Source organism: Blattabacterium cuenoti, from assembly GCF_014251235.1.
Taxonomy (GTDB): domain Bacteria; phylum Bacteroidota; class Bacteroidia; order Flavobacteriales; family Blattabacteriaceae; genus Blattabacterium; species Blattabacterium cuenoti_AF.
Window position 1 is genome coordinate 100,347 of the sequence record NZ_CP059181.1, and the last position, 14,268, is coordinate 114,614.

A 14,268-nucleotide genomic window follows, 5' to 3' on the forward strand; every position below is an offset into this window, starting at 1 on the left:
TTTTGAATATATAATAATAAATAAAAGGTGTACCCACGACTGGACTTGAACCAGCACATCCAAATTGGATACCACCCCCTCAAGGTGGCGTGTATACCTATTTCACCACGTGGGTTTTATTTATGTGAATTTTTTTTATTCACAGGATTATTTCGAGGTCTTAAGAAGATATAATTTATTTTTTCATTAAAAAAATTAATTATGAAAATAGCAATAATAGGATATGGAAAAATGGGTAAAGCTATAGAAAAAATAGCTAAAAACAGAAATCATAAAATTACTTTTGTATCTAACAAAAGTCCTCTTTCTATATCTATACAAGAAACAGATGTTGCGTTAGAATTTACTAAACCAGAATCTGCTTTTGAAAATATAAAAATTTGTTTGGAAAATAATATACCCATAGTATGTGGAACAACAGGATGGTTAGATAAATTTAATCTTATTAAAGATTTATGTAAAAAAAATAATGGAAGTTTTTTATATTCTTCTAATTTTAGTATTGGAATGAATATATTTTTTGAGGTAAATCAAAAATTATCTAAAATTTTATTTCCATATGCTAAAGATTATGAAGTAAAAATAAAAGAGTTACATCATGTAAAAAAACTAGATAAACCAAGTGGAACATCTATTTCTTTAGCTAAAGATATAATTAATAATAAAGTAAAGAAAACGTGGATTCTAAAAGAGGAAAATAAAAAAAAAAAGAATTTAAAAGATAAAATACTGATTATTTCTAAAAGATTTGGAGATATACCAGGAATACACACAGTAACATATACATCTAAAACAGAAGATATAAAAATACAACATAAAGCTCATAGTAGAGAAGGTTTTGCTTTAGGTGCTATAATTTCAGCAGAATGGATTAAAAACAAAAAAGGTTTTTTTTCAATGAAAGAAGTATTAGGATTGAATACATTTTAAAAAAGTGTTTTATGTATAAATATATTTTTGTTAGTCTAATTTTTTTATTTATCGAACACATTATTCATATTTTAGGAACATGGAAGCTTTCTAAAAAAATTGGAATATCTCTTTTACAACAGAGTATCCCAATATATAATATTTTACTTCTTTTAAGAGTTTTTCATAGATCTGTATTCTGGATATTCCTCTTATTTATTCCTTTAACGAGTATTTTTCTATTTTTTATTTTATGGTTAGATATACTTCATATGTTTGGAAAAACAAGTAGAAAAGATTTAATTTTATTTTATTTATTTTTAGGTGGATATATTTACTATATTAATTATTTTAATCATCTAGAATTAAAAAAAATAAAAGAAAAAAAATCTGAAAAATATTCAGGATCAAATATTATATTTGCATTTATTTTTTCTTTTCTTACACATACATATATTGTGCAGCCTTTTATTATTCCTACTTCTTCTATGGAAAGATCTATTCTAGTAGGTGATTTTATTATGGTGAGCAAACTTCATTATGGATTGCGAATGCCTATCACTCCTATATCTATTCCATTTACACATAATTCAATAGGAAAATGGAAATCTTATATTCCATTTTTACAATGGCCTTATTTTCGTTTTACTCCTATTCAATCTATAAAAAGAAATGATATTGTTGTTTTTAACTATCCTAAAGATATTAATCATAAAGTTATAGATAGGAAAGAAAATTATATTAAACGTTGCGTTGGTTTACCTGGAGATGTTCTTTCTATAAAGAAAGGAATTTTATTTGTTAATCAAAAAAAAGAAAAGGGACTTGACAATAAACAACAAATTTATTTTGTTAAAACAAGTGAAATTCCATTAAATTTGGAATATCTAAAGGATAAAATGGATGTAGAAGATATAGAGATAATAGGAGAAAAAAATAATGAATATTATTATCAAGTTATGCTGACTGAAAAAAAATCAATTCAGATAAGAAATTTATTTGATAATATAGTTTTTTTGAAAAAAAATCTATTTCCTATAGGTTTCAAAGAAATTTCTATATTTTCTAATAAATACAATTGGAATAGAGATTTTTTTGGTCCTATATATATTCCTAAAAAAGGTGACATTATTAAATTAAATTCAAAAAACATTGTTATTTACTATGATATTATTATAAATGAAGGAAACAAAATTATTAATAATAATAATTCACATTTTCTAATAAATAAAAAAAAAACAGATTATTATAAAATACAAAAAAATTATTATTTCATGATGGGAGATAATAGACATAATTCTTTTGATTCCCGTTATTGGGGTTTTGTTCCTGAAGATCATATTATAGGGAAACCTATCCTCATCTGGATGAGTATAGATTGGGATAGAAAAAACCCTTTTAATTTTTTAGATTGGAAGTTTCGTTGGGATAGAATTATGACTACAATAAATGATAAAAATTGTTATTTTTGTTTTCTTTTCATATTTATATTAATATATTTTTTATGCTTAATTAATTAATACATTCTTTCTTTTTTTAAAAAAAAGTCTCCTATTAAATAACCGGATAATATACCTCCAATGTGAGCAAAATGAGCAATACCAGGAGAAAAATTAAAAACAGCAGAAAATAAACTTCCAAAAATGAAAATAAATAAAGCTTTTTTAACAGCAATAGGAAAAGGAAAAGGTAAAATAAATATTTTATGTTCTGGAAAATATCGAGCAAAAGCCCCTACTATACCACTAACAGCTCCAGAAGCACCCATCATAGGAGAATACATAGAAGAATAAAGGTTTATACGTTGTTCTGGATTTAAATCATATAAAGTTTTTTGTGCTTTAGAAAAATCCAAAGAATGAGAAAAATAATAAAGAATACTGGTATTAAAGAACAATTGTAATGAAGCAGCTATAATTCCTGATAAAAAATAAATTATAAGAAATTTTTTAATTCCTAATAGGGATTCTATTTGTCCTCCAAACATGAATAAAGCTAACATGTTAAAAAGAATGTGCATAAAAAGATGTTTGGAATGTACAAACATATGAGTGAAAATTTGATATAATTCAAATCTATCATCTAAGGGATGGTATAAAGAAAATAAATTTTCTATTTTATATTGTGTAAAAACAAAAGTAGCTGTATACATAAGTATATTAATACTAATTAAATGTTTTACAGCATATGAATTAAAATTTGATATATAAAAATTCACTTATTAAGTTTTTTTTATTTAAAATTTTTTTTTAAAACAAAAAATGTAGGATTTTCTGCATATATTCTTTCTTTGAAAGAAAAAAAATCTTTAATTAAAGATTCCATTTTTCTAGAATGTAATTTAGTTCCATATGTTATAGCTGAATATTTCGCTATAGATTGAATAAGTATTTCTTTATTATTTTTTTCTCCTTTAATAAAATTATATGTTAAAATATTTTTAAAAATTTTATTGAGTATATTTTGATGTACATTTTCTGGTGTAGAATAGAAATAAACTGATTGATTACAAAAATATAAATGAAATCCTATTTCCAATAAATCATATTCAATATTCTTTAATGAAAAAAATTCATTTTTTGATAATTTCATTTCAATAGGAAAAAGGAAAGGTTGACTGATCAATTTTTTATTCCTTTTTTTAAAAAAAAAATTTAGTAAAATATTTTTATGAGCTTTATGTTGATCTAAAATTATAAAATAATTATTCCATGAAAATAGAATATACTTTCTACTTATTTGAAATGTTTTTATATTTTTTTTCTGAAATACATAATTAGATAATTCTTTCATAAAAAAAGTGTCATTATCAAAATTTTTTATTTGATGAAACCACTTTTTTAGATAAAGTCTTTGGTCTTTATAAGAAAATTCTTCCAAAAAAGAATTATAATGATTTGTAAATAAATAAGAATCATTGAAATCTTTTTTATTAACTTTATATTGATAACATAATATATTTTTTATTTCCTGTTGAATCATATTTCCTATTACATTTTCTTTTTCCAATTTTACTTCTTTTTTTGAAGGATGAATATTACAATTTACTAAATTTGGATTGACGTCAATAAAAATAAAATAAGAAATAGTTCTTAAATCTTTTAAGATTCCATCATAAGAAGAAATAATTTTTTTATGTAAGAAGAGATTTGTAATACAACGATTATTAATAAACAAAAATTGATCTCCTCTTTTTTTTAAAGAATGATTCGGTAGGCTTATAAATCCTTCTATTTTTATTTTCTTTTCTTTTATTATAATAGAAAGAGGAAAAAGTTTTTTTTGATTAAAAAGTTCTTGTATTCTATCTCTTAAATTAGCTTTTTGAAAAGAAAACAATATTTTGTCATTATGATAAAAACGGTAAATAATAGCTCGATGAGCTAAAATTATTTTATAAAATTCATTGATAATATGTTTATACTCTATTCTAGAAGATTTTAAAAATCGTCTTCTAGCAGGAAATTTGTAAAAAATATTTTTAACAGAAATTCTCGTCCCTCTAAGCATATTGATTTGAATTTCTTTTTTTATTTTTCCTTCTTCTATAAAAAAGTGAAAACCTACAGGACTTATCTCATTTTTTGTTTGAATTTCTAATTGAGAAACGAAAGCTATGGAAGCCAAAGCTTCTCCACGAAATCCTTTTGTGTTTATATTAAAAATATCTTCTTTTTTTCTTATTTTAGAAGTAGTATACTTCATAAAACTCATTCTAGCATCATTAAAACTCATTCCATCTCCATTATCTATTAATTGAATTAATGTTTTTCCTGAATCATTTACAATGATATCTATTTTTTTTGCATTTGCATCAATTGAATTTTCTATAAGTTCTTTTAATACAGAAGAAGGACGTTGGATCACTTCACCTGCTGCTATTTGATTAATAACTTCTTTTGGTAAAAATTGAATAAAATCTTTCATTTATTTTATTTGGTAGACTTTATAAAAAATAAACTAGTTTTTTTAACATATGACTATGTTAGAAGTTTTAGATCTTAAATATTAAATTTAATATATTTATTAATATTTTAGTCTTTTATATGCAAAAAATTATATTTTATTTTCAATAAACATAAGATATTTATCTACATTTTCTTTATATAAAAAAAAAGGATATTTTTTTTCTATTTTTTTAAAAAAAAATCTAGAAATATGATATTTTTCCATAGAAAAAGTTAGTAAAGCTGTTTTATAATAATAAAAGGGGGTTGTTATTTCATTTTCTCTGATATTAGCTGCTTTGATATAATATTCTATAGCTTTATTTTTATTCCTAATTTGTGAAAAAGCATCACCTATAATTCCATATTTTAAAGAAGATAAAATTTCATCTTTTGCAGAAAAAGTTTTCATCATTTCTATAGATTTTTTATAATTACCTAATTTATAAAAACAAATTCCTGCGTAAAATTTAGAAATGTTTCCAGCTTTTGTAAAAGGATATTTAGTAACAATTCCATAAAAACCTATATAAGGATTTTTTGATTTTTTCTTATTTAAAGCTTTATCTACTTCTCCTTGTGATAGATATTGTAAAGAATAAGTTAATTCTTTTAATGCTTTTTCTTCCGAAGGAAAAAGAAAAAATTTCTTATAAAGAAAAAATAAAACTAATGTGATGAAAATAAAACTGCAAAAAAAAATTAAAATTTTTTTTTTAATAAATAAAAAAGGTTAAAAAAGATATTCATAATATTTTTATATTTTAATCTGAAAAATTGAATTATTCAACTTTTTTTTCTTATAACTTCTATAAGTTTTATTCTTTTATCATCTATATTCTTTATTATAAAAGAATAATTTAGAAAATTAATTTTCTGTTCCCGATTTGGAAATTCCTTATTTATTTCCATTATAAAACCTCCTAAAGTATCCGCATCTCCTTTTTTATTTTCAAAAGAAACTTCCTCTTTTATTCCCATAATACGATAAAAATTAATTAAAGAAGTTTTTCCATCAAATAAATAATTATTTTGATCTAATTTAGAATAAGACATATCTTTTTCATCAAATTCATCAGTGATATCTCCTACTATTTCTTCTATCACATCTTCAAGAGTAATTAAACCACAAGTTCCTCCATATTCATCTACAACAATTGCTAAATGTATCTTTTTTTTTTTAAAATCGTTCAAAAGATCATCTATTTTTTTATTTTCTGGAACAAAAAATGGAGGATGAAGTAATTGAATCCATTCAAGTTTCATGTTATGAATAAATGGAAGAAGATCTTTAGCAAAGAGTACTCCTTCTATATCATCTATACTATCTTTGTAGATAGGAATTCTAGAATATCCTTGATAACGAACAATTTCTAAAACATCTAAAAAAAACATATTTCTATTTAATGAAAACATATCTATTCTAGGAGTCATAATTTGATGAATTTCTGTATTTCCAAAATTCACAATTCTTTGTAAGAATTGACTTTCTTTAATATTTTTTTTGTTCATAGAAGCTATTTTTAAAGCTTTAGAAAGAAGATCTACAGATATTTTATTCTTTTTTTTGGTCATTTTTTTTTCTATTACTTTAGAAAAAGTAATCATTATTTTACTAATTGGATTCAATATTTTTCCAAGAAAAATCAATTTTTTTGACATGAAAAGAGCAAAACGAAAATTATTTTTTTTAGCATATATTTTTGGTATTATTTCACCAAATAAAAGCAATATAAAAGTCAAACATATTACTTCTAAAAGAAAATTAATAGAAATGGAATAATGGAAATTCTTTTGTAAAAATTCTCTAATTAAATATGAGCTTATTATAACAATTCCTATATTGGAAAAATTATTGGATATTAATATAGTTGCTAAGAGTTTTTTTCTATTATTAAGAATATTTAATATTTTATTTCCTTCAGAAATATTTTTTTTTCTTTCTTGATCAATAGTTTTCCTTTCAAGACAAAAAAAAGCAGTTTCTGAACCAGATATCAATGCAGAAAACAATAATAATATTATGATTAAAACAAAATAAAAAACCACAATATATATAGAGCTTTCTAAAAAAATATTCTTCGAAAATTCTTTTTCCAATAGACTTAATTTTAATATTAAGAAGAAAACACAGGATTAGTTAAAAATAAAAAAAAATTAGATTATTTTTTTATTTTTTAAGAATCGAGAAATAGGTATAGGAAAAGGATATTTAATTATTTTTTCTTTCGGAAGAAAGAAAAATTTATCAAAAAAAAATTTTTTTGTATTATCTAAAATTTCACAATCCAAAAATTGAATAAATAAAATTTGATGATTTAATTGATGCTTAACCTGATAGATGATAGTTCTAGTAACTAGTTTAAATTGTTTCCATATTTCATTTTTTATTTCTTGACAAGAAAGTTTATTTCCTTTTTCAATTAAAGGAAAATCATATAAACCTTTCCATATATCCTTTTCATTTCTTTTTTTTATACAAATACGATGATTGTTATCTAACATAAAAATGTAATAAAAAAATCTTCTTTTTTTATATTTATTCATTACATTTTTAATAGGGAGTTCATAAACTTTTCCATAATTAAAAGAAAAACAAGAAAATCGTACTGGACAAATCGAACACTTTGCTTTTTTAGGAGTACATAACATGGATCCAAAGTCCATAATAGCCTGATTAAAAATTCCTGGATTGACTTGATCCATTATTTTCAGAATAGACGTCCTAATATTATTATTTTCTTTTGTAAATTCTGTTTTTTTTTTATAAATACCTAAATATCTGGAAAAAACTCTATAAGCATTTCCATCGATAGCAGGAACGACTTTATTGAAACATATAGAAGCTATAGCGGCTCCTGTATATGGACCTATACCTTTATATTTAATCAATTCTTCATAAGAATCAGGAAAAGATATCCCATTACGAACTAATTTTTTAGATAAGAAATGCAAGTTTATTGCTCTTGTATAATAACCTAAACCTTCCCATATTTTTAATACTTTTCTTTCTTCAGAAAGAGCTAGTTCTTCCATATTTGGGAATACTTTAATAAAATTTAAATAAGATTTTATTACCTTTGAGACTTTTGTTTGTTGTAACATAAATTCAGAAACCAATATATAATATGGATTTTTTGTTTCTCTCCAAGGTAATTTTCTATGATTAATTTTATACCAATCCATTATTTTTTTATAAAAATCCATATCTATTTAATTTTAGAGCAATTTTATAAAAAATTGGTATATTTAGAAAACCAAATTTTGTTATTTAAATATAATGAACGATTAAAAAAACATGACAAAAGCAGATATAATAACAGAAATCATATTAGAAACTGGATTCGAAAGAATAGATACACAAAAGGTAATAGAAACGTTTATGAAGAAAATAAAACAAAGTCTTACATCAGGAGAAAATGTTTATTTACGAGGTTTTGGTTCTTTTATTATTAAATACAGAGAAAAAAAACTTGGACGTCATATTTCCGAGAATAGATCTATAATTATACCAGCTCACAATATACCAGCTTTTAAACCTTCTAAAGCTTTTACTGATTCAGTAAAAAAAAACGTTCTTGTTATAAATAATATGTCGGAAAATAAAGACGTAACGATTTAACATTATTATGCCCAACGGAAAAAAGAGAAAAAGACGAAAAATTGCTACCCACAAAAGAAAGAAGAGGAATCGTAAAAATAGGCATAAAAAGAAAAAATAATTTAGATTTGCATCAATCAATAGTTGATCTTTTTTAATTTCTAAAACATTTTTCCTTGTTTTTGTGTATGTATGAATAAAGAATTAATTATAAATGCAAATGCAGAAGAACAAGAAGTAGAAATAGCCCTTTTGGGAGATGGAGAATTATTGGAACTTCATAGAGATGTTTTTCATAAAGAATTTTCTGTAAAAGAATTTTCTGTAGGGGATATTTATTTAGGCGTAGTAAAAAAAATATCCTATGGTTTAAATGCCGCTATTATTGATATAGGTTATTCTAAAGGGGCCTTTTTACATTATAAAGATCTTGGATTACAAGCAGAAAAAATTCTAGAATTAATAACTAAAAAAAAAGATTCTATCCTTTTTAAAAATGGAGAAAAAAATACTATAGAAAAAATATTATACCCTGGACAAAAGATTTTAGTACAAATATCAAAAGAACCTATTTCTAATAAAGGTCCAAAATTAACAGCAAAATTATGTATTCCAGGAAGACATTTAGTCTTAATTCCTTTTGAAGATAAAATATCCATTTCTAAAAAAATAAAAAATACAGAAGAAAAAAGAAAATTAATTTCTTATATCGAAAAAATAAAACCAAAAAATTTTGGAATAATAATTCGAACAGTCGCTTCTTCTGCAGAAGAAGTTTTGAAAAAAGAACTATTTTTTTTGATCAAAAAATGGGAAGATATATTAAGTAGCTTAATTAAATTTCCTCCAGTTAGAGTTCTAAGTGAGATCAGTAAAACTTCTTGTTTATTAAGAGATACATTGAATGATGATTTTAAATTTATTTATTGTAATAATATCTTTCTTTGCAAAGAAATTCATTCTTATTTATCTTTAATTGCTCCAGAAAAACAAAATATTATTAAACATTATAAAGGAAATATTCCAATATTTGAAAAGTATGAAGTAGAAAAACAAAAAAAAACCTTTTTAGGTAAAAATGTTCCTCTTTCTAATGGTGGTTATCTTGTTATTGAACACACTGAAGCCTTACATGTTATAGATGTTAATAGTGGGATGATTAATCATATCAAAAAAAATAGTACAGAATCTGAACGAATCAACAATATTTTAAATATAAATTTGATAGCAGCCACAGAAATAGCAAGACAACTTAGATTAAGAGATATGGGTGGAATAATAGTAGTAGATTTTATTGATATGTCTGAACCATTTCAAAAAAAAAAACTATATGAACATCTAAAAGATGAAATGAAAAATGATAGAGCTAAACATCAAATTTTACCACCAAATGAATTTGGTTTAGTTTTATTTACTAGACATAGAGTAAGACCAGAATTTAAAGAAAAAAAATACAATAAAAAATCTAAAAATTCTCCGATTATATATATTTACCATCTAGAATTTATTTTAGAAACTATATTAAAAAATAATTTACATGAAGGTATTCAATTACATACACATTCATTTGTAGCAGCCTATTTAAAAAAAGGATTTCCTTCTATTCAGCAAAAATGGTTTTTTAAGTATAAGAAATGGATATCAATAATTCCTAGAGATTCTTTTAGATATACAGAATATCAAATTATAAATAAAAAAAAAGAAATAATTTTTACTTTTTTCAAAAAAGATTAATTTTTTTTACAAAAAAGAAAGAAATGGGCGTGGTGGAATTGGTAGACACGTCAGACTTAGGATCTGATGCTTATTAGGCATAAGGGTTCAAATCCCTTCGCCCATACTAATTCCTTATTTTTCTTTTCTTATATCCTACGTAAATTTGTCTAGGTCTACCTATTGGTTCTCTATTTAATCTCATTTCTTTCCAATGAGCCATCCATCCTGGTAATCTTCCTAAAGCAAACATCACCGTAAACATATTTTTTGGAATACCAATAGCTTGATAAATTATACCGGAATAAAAATCTATATTAGGATATAGTTTTTTTTCTAAAAAATAAGAGTCATTCATGACTATATCTTCAAGTTCTTTAGCTAATTCTAAAATAGGATTATTTATTCCCAATTCACGTATCACTTTTTCTGCTATATTTTCAATGATTTTAGCTCTAGGATCAAAATTTTTATAAATTCTATGTCCAAAACCCATTAAACGAAACGAATTTTTTTTATTTTTTGCCATTTCTATCCATTTTTTTACATTTTTACCACTTTTTAAAATATTTTCTAACATTTCAATAACTGCTTCATTTGCTCCTCCATGTAATCTTCCCCAAAGAGCACATATTCCTGCAGATACAGAAGAGAAAAGACCAGAATGAGCTGAACTTAACAAACGGACTGTTGTAGTTGAACAATTTTGTTCATGCTCTGCATGTAATATTAAAAGTTTATCTAAAGCATCTATAATAACTGGATTAAATTCATCATATTTTTTTTTATTGGTAGAAAAAAACATCTTTAAAAGATTAGAAGGATAATCTAAATTTTTGTCCGCATAAGATGGAGGAAGACCTACTTTTTTTCTATAAGTTAAAGCGGCTAATATAGGAAATTTAGCTAAAAGATGAAGAAACAAATCTTGTTCCTTTACATGATTATTGTTATCATTTTTTTTTGTAGTAATAAAAGATCTTAGGATACAAGTTAAAGAAGATAAAATTCCCATTGGATGATAAAATACTGGATACTTATCAAGTATTTTGTGTATATCTTGACTAACGTGATTATATTTTTTAATTTTTTCAGAAAAAAATTTTAGTTGAGTAGGATTAGGTAGTTCCCCATTTAAAAGTAGATAACTAGTTTCTATAAATGAACATTTATTAATAATCTCTTCTATAGGATATCCTCTATATAACAATATTCCTTTTTCTCCATCTATGTAACTAATTGAACTCTTAGTAATTCCTGTATTTTTAAATCCAGGATCCAGAGTAATAAAACCTGTATTTTCCCTAAGTTTAGAGATATTAATAGCTTTTTCACAAAAAGTTCCATAAACTATGGGAAGTTTATATTGACATCCATTAATATAAAAATTTATAACGTTACACATAATAAATCAATTATTTATTAAGAAATATAAATAATTTTCATACGGAACGGAAATGAAAAAATCTATAAAATCATTTCATCGAATGAAAAAATAGTATGAAATCCTTTCTTTGAAAAATATTTTTTCATTCCATATCTAAAACTAATTAAAACAAAGTCTCCACCCCATGATCCCAAACTTTTCACAAGTCCTAAATAATCTGGAAAATATAACTCTTTTATAGTAGGAATATTCAAGATATTTGACATAATTTTTTCATGCAAAAACAATAATTCTTCAAATTCATTCAAATTTTTACAAAACGGTATTTTTTTTGTTATAGATGATATAAGTTCTATTTTTTTTACAGAAATATTTTTTATAGAACGAAAATATTTTACACTTTCATTAGTATTTTGTTTTTTATTTAAATGTAGAAAAAAAAGTTTTTTTTTAAAATTTGGATTAAAATCAACAGAAATAATATGTGGTTTTTTATCCTTTAATTTTCTTCTAAAAATTATTGGTTTAGAATGCGATCCACAAGCTACATCATATCCACTTCCTGTAAAAATTTTATCTAATAACATATAAGGATTAATATTTGCCCACATAGCTATGTTGTTGATTAAAGTAGAACTACTTCCTAAACCCCAATTAATAGGAAATTCTAATTTTGTTTTTACATATATATTGTATAATAATCCATTTTCAAATGGAAGAAAATTTTTGTTTATTTTTTTAGATTCTAGTAACAAATTTCTTAATACTATAGAAGTTTTTTTTTTTGTTTCAGAATATATATTTAAGGAAGGTAATTGAAAAATACTTTCAAACCAAAGTTGATCTATATGATCAAAACTTTTCCAATATAAAAATCTAGACAAATTAGGTTTTATGTTTTTTTTATCATAAAAAAAACTAAGAGATTGTCCTTTTACCGTAGGTAAGGCAAACCCACTAGCTCCATATAGAATAATATATTCTCCTGTTAATAATAATTTTCCATGACTATAAAAAAAATTATCAGTTTTACATTTCATTTTTTTTACGAATTTCATTAAAAATTTTTTTTATCATTCCTTGTAATATATTTTTTGGACCTATCTCAATAAAGGAACGAGCTCCATGATGAATCATATTTATTACTGATTGTTTCCATTTTACTGGAGAAGTCAATTGTTCTATAATATTTTTTTTTATTCTACTACATTTATTTTCCGGTTTAGCTGTTACATTTTGATAAATTGGATATTTAGAATCTTTAAAATGAATGTTTTCTATAAATATTTCTAATTTTTTTTTCATAGAAAACATAATAGGAGAATGAAATGCTCCATGAACAGGAAGTCTTAATATTCTTTTAGCTCCTTTCTTTTCTAAAGAAAAACAAACTCTTTTTAAAGCCTTTTCTTCTCCTGAAATAACTAATTGTCCAGGACTATTATAATTAGATGGAACAACAATCCCTTTATCTTTTTTACAAAAAGATTCAATAAAATGATCATCTAATCCAAAAACAACAGCCATTCCACCAGGAATCTGTTCACATATTTTTTGCATAAGACTTCCCCTTTTTTCCACCAATATTAAACCTTCTTCAAAAGAAAAGACATCAATAGATGCTAAAGCTGAAAATTCACCTAAGGAATGTCCAGCAACCATATCTGGATTAAAATTATCTAGTAATTTAGCTTGAATGAAAGAATAAATATAAATTGCTAATTGTGTATACTTAGTTTTTTTTAAAATTTCTATAGGAGAATTAAACATTATATCTGTTATTTTAAAACCCAAAATATCATTAGATAATAGAAATAATTTTTTTGCAAAATCAGAATTCTGATATAGTTTTTTCCCCATTCCAACAAATTGTGATCCTTGACCTGTAAATATATATGCATTCATAAAAACAAATTTTTTATAAACTCGAATAATTTAATGAAATTAATGGATACTCATACTCATTTATATATGAAAGAATTTGAAATGGATAGAGATATTGTCATAAAAAGAGCCATAAAAAGTGGAATAAATAGATTTTTTCTTCCTTCCATAGATAGCTCCTCTATTCTTAAAATATGGAAGTTAAAAACTAAATATCCAAATTTATGCTATCCTATGATAGGGTTACATCCAAATAAAGTTCATCCTAAAAATTTAGAAAAAGAATTGAAAATTCTAAAAAAATGGTTAAATAAGCATTCTTTTATTGCTATAGGAGAAGTCGGTATAGATTTAGATCAAAAAAAGAGATTTTTTATGGAACAAGAATATGTTTTTAAAACTCAGATTAAATGGGCTAAAGAAAAAAAATTACCTATAATTATTCACTGTAGAAATTCCTTTAATAAAGTCATTAAAATATTAAAAAAACACAATGTAAAAAAAGGAATTTTTCATTGTTTTTCTGGAAGTTTAGAAGAAGGAAAAGAAATTATAAATTTAGGTTTTAAACTAGGTATTGGAGGAATGATAACTTTTAAAAAAAATAATTTATGTCATTTTTTACATAAAATAAATATAAAAAATATAGTATTAGAAACAGATTCTCCATTTTTATCTCCGTTCCCATTTAGAGGTAAAAGAAATGAACCTCTCTATTTAAAGATAATTTTAAGGAAATTATCTCAAATATATTCGTTCTCAGAAGAAAAAATAGCTGATATTATTAACAATAATACCATGGAAATTTTTGAAAAACTTTAATTTTT

13 protein-coding genes and 2 tRNA genes are annotated in these 14,268 nt (G+C 23.3%); 6 read left to right on the forward strand and 9 right to left on the reverse strand.

Going from position 1 to position 14,268, the window contains the following annotated elements:
• Positions 1–30: 30 nt before the first annotated feature.
• Positions 31–115 (reverse strand) — tRNA-Leu (locus tag H0H78_RS00425).
• 86 nt (positions 116–201) lie between these two features.
• On the opposite strand from H0H78_RS00425, the gene dapB reads away from it, so the two are divergent.
• Together dapB and lepB are read left to right on the forward strand one after the other, a co-directional pair.
• Positions 202–930: a 4-hydroxy-tetrahydrodipicolinate reductase gene (gene dapB / locus H0H78_RS00430; RefSeq protein ID WP_185851065.1), complete on the forward strand. Its 729-nt coding sequence runs from the start codon at positions 202–204 to the stop codon at positions 928–930.
• An 11-nt stretch (positions 931–941) separates the two neighbouring features.
• A complete protein-coding gene (gene lepB, locus H0H78_RS00435) occupies positions 942–2,429 on the forward strand; it encodes a signal peptidase I (RefSeq protein WP_185851066.1) in 1,488 nt (495 codons plus the stop codon).
• Here lepB and H0H78_RS00440 read toward each other — a convergent pair.
• The 5 genes from H0H78_RS00440 to H0H78_RS00460 form a co-directional block, all read right to left on the reverse strand.
• Positions 2,426–3,127, reverse strand: a complete 702-nt coding sequence (locus H0H78_RS00440; protein ID WP_185851067.1) for a rhomboid family intramembrane serine protease — start codon at positions 3,125–3,127, stop codon at positions 2,426–2,428. The two genes, lepB and H0H78_RS00440, sit on opposite strands and share 4 nt — an antisense overlap.
• A gap of 14 nt (positions 3,128–3,141) precedes the next feature.
• Positions 3,142–4,836, reverse strand: a complete 1,695-nt coding sequence (gene mutL / locus H0H78_RS00445) for a DNA mismatch repair endonuclease MutL (RefSeq protein ID WP_185851068.1) — start codon at positions 4,834–4,836, stop codon at positions 3,142–3,144.
• A 129-nt stretch (positions 4,837–4,965) separates the two neighbouring features.
• Positions 4,966–5,271 carry a hypothetical protein gene (locus H0H78_RS02995; protein WP_238783763.1) on the reverse strand — a complete coding sequence of 102 codons (306 nt, stop codon included), beginning with the start codon at positions 5,269–5,271 and terminating at the stop codon, positions 4,966–4,968.
• Positions 5,272–5,642: 371 nt separating this feature from the next.
• Positions 5,643–6,956, reverse strand: a complete 1,314-nt coding sequence (gene gldE / locus H0H78_RS00455; RefSeq protein ID WP_185851069.1) for a gliding motility-associated protein GldE — start codon at positions 6,954–6,956, stop codon at positions 5,643–5,645.
• Positions 6,957–7,013: 57 nt separating this feature from the next.
• Positions 7,014–8,042 carry an A/G-specific adenine glycosylase gene (locus H0H78_RS00460; RefSeq protein WP_238783764.1) on the reverse strand — a complete coding sequence of 343 codons (1,029 nt, stop codon included), beginning with the start codon at positions 8,040–8,042 and terminating at the stop codon, positions 7,014–7,016.
• A gap of 112 nt (positions 8,043–8,154) precedes the next feature.
• Here H0H78_RS00460 and H0H78_RS00465 point away from each other — a divergent pair, with 112 nt between their 5' ends.
• The 3 genes from H0H78_RS00465 (at position 8,155) to H0H78_RS00475 (ending at position 10,297) form a co-directional block, all read left to right on the forward strand.
• Positions 8,155–8,478, forward strand: coding sequence for an HU family DNA-binding protein (locus tag H0H78_RS00465; RefSeq protein ID WP_185851071.1), 324 nt, complete (start codon positions 8,155–8,157; stop codon positions 8,476–8,478).
• 171 nt (positions 8,479–8,649) lie between these two features.
• Complete coding sequence (locus H0H78_RS00470) at positions 8,650–10,191, forward strand: Rne/Rng family ribonuclease (protein ID WP_185851072.1); 1,542 nt, start codon at positions 8,650–8,652, stop codon at positions 10,189–10,191.
• A gap of 23 nt (positions 10,192–10,214) precedes the next feature.
• Positions 10,215–10,297 (forward strand) — tRNA-Leu (locus tag H0H78_RS00475).
• On the opposite strand, the gene H0H78_RS00480 is transcribed toward H0H78_RS00475, so the two are convergent.
• From H0H78_RS00480 to fabD, 3 genes are all read right to left on the reverse strand, one after another.
• Complete coding sequence (locus tag H0H78_RS00480; RefSeq protein WP_185851073.1) at positions 10,298–11,575, reverse strand: citrate synthase; 1,278 nt, start codon at positions 11,573–11,575, stop codon at positions 10,298–10,300. It abuts the tRNA gene before it with no gap.
• Between the two features lie 62 nt (positions 11,576–11,637).
• Positions 11,638–12,597 carry a GYDIA family GHMP kinase gene (locus H0H78_RS00485; protein ID WP_185851074.1) on the reverse strand — a complete coding sequence of 320 codons (960 nt, stop codon included), beginning with the start codon at positions 12,595–12,597 and terminating at the stop codon, positions 11,638–11,640.
• A complete protein-coding gene (fabD, locus tag H0H78_RS00490) occupies positions 12,587–13,462 on the reverse strand; it encodes an ACP S-malonyltransferase (RefSeq protein ID WP_185851075.1) in 876 nt (291 codons plus the stop codon). Before fabD ends, H0H78_RS00485 begins: the two co-directional genes overlap by 11 nt.
• Before the next feature lie 33 nt (positions 13,463–13,495).
• Between fabD and H0H78_RS00495 the strand changes: the two genes are divergently transcribed.
• The gene (locus tag H0H78_RS00495; RefSeq protein WP_185851076.1) at positions 13,496–14,263 is read left to right on the forward strand and encodes a TatD family hydrolase; all 768 of its coding nucleotides are present in this window, start codon (positions 13,496–13,498) and stop codon (positions 14,261–14,263) included.
• Positions 14,264–14,268 lie beyond the last annotated feature (5 nt).

Bases quoted from the DNA above. Each gene is read 5' to 3' on its own strand.
- H0H78_RS00470 (WP_185851072.1), top strand. From the start codon at position 8,650: ATGAATAAAGAATTAATTATAAATGCAAATGCAGAAGAACAAGAAGTA.
- dapB (WP_185851065.1), top strand. From the start codon at position 202: ATGAAAATAGCAATAATAGGATATGGAAAAATGGGTAAAGCTATAGAA.
- H0H78_RS00480 (WP_185851073.1), bottom strand. From the start codon at position 11,575: ATGTGTAACGTTATAAATTTTTATATTAATGGATGTCAATATAAACTT.
- H0H78_RS00460 (WP_238783764.1), bottom strand. From the start codon at position 8,042: ATGGATTGGTATAAAATTAATCATAGAAAATTACCTTGGAGAGAAACA.
- H0H78_RS00465 (WP_185851071.1), top strand. From the start codon at position 8,155: ATGACAAAAGCAGATATAATAACAGAAATCATATTAGAAACTGGATTC.
- H0H78_RS00485 (WP_185851074.1), bottom strand. From the start codon at position 12,597: ATGAAATGTAAAACTGATAATTTTTTTTATAGTCATGGAAAATTATTA.
- mutL (WP_185851068.1), bottom strand. From the start codon at position 4,836: ATGAAAGATTTTATTCAATTTTTACCAAAAGAAGTTATTAATCAAATA.
- H0H78_RS02995 (WP_238783763.1), bottom strand. From the start codon at position 5,271: ATGATGAAAACTTTTTCTGCAAAAGATGAAATTTTATCTTCTTTAAAA.
- lepB (WP_185851066.1), top strand. From the start codon at position 942: ATGTATAAATATATTTTTGTTAGTCTAATTTTTTTATTTATCGAACAC.
- H0H78_RS00495 (WP_185851076.1), top strand. From the start codon at position 13,496: ATGAAATTAATGGATACTCATACTCATTTATATATGAAAGAATTTGAA.
- fabD (WP_185851075.1), bottom strand. From the start codon at position 13,462: ATGAATGCATATATATTTACAGGTCAAGGATCACAATTTGTTGGAATG.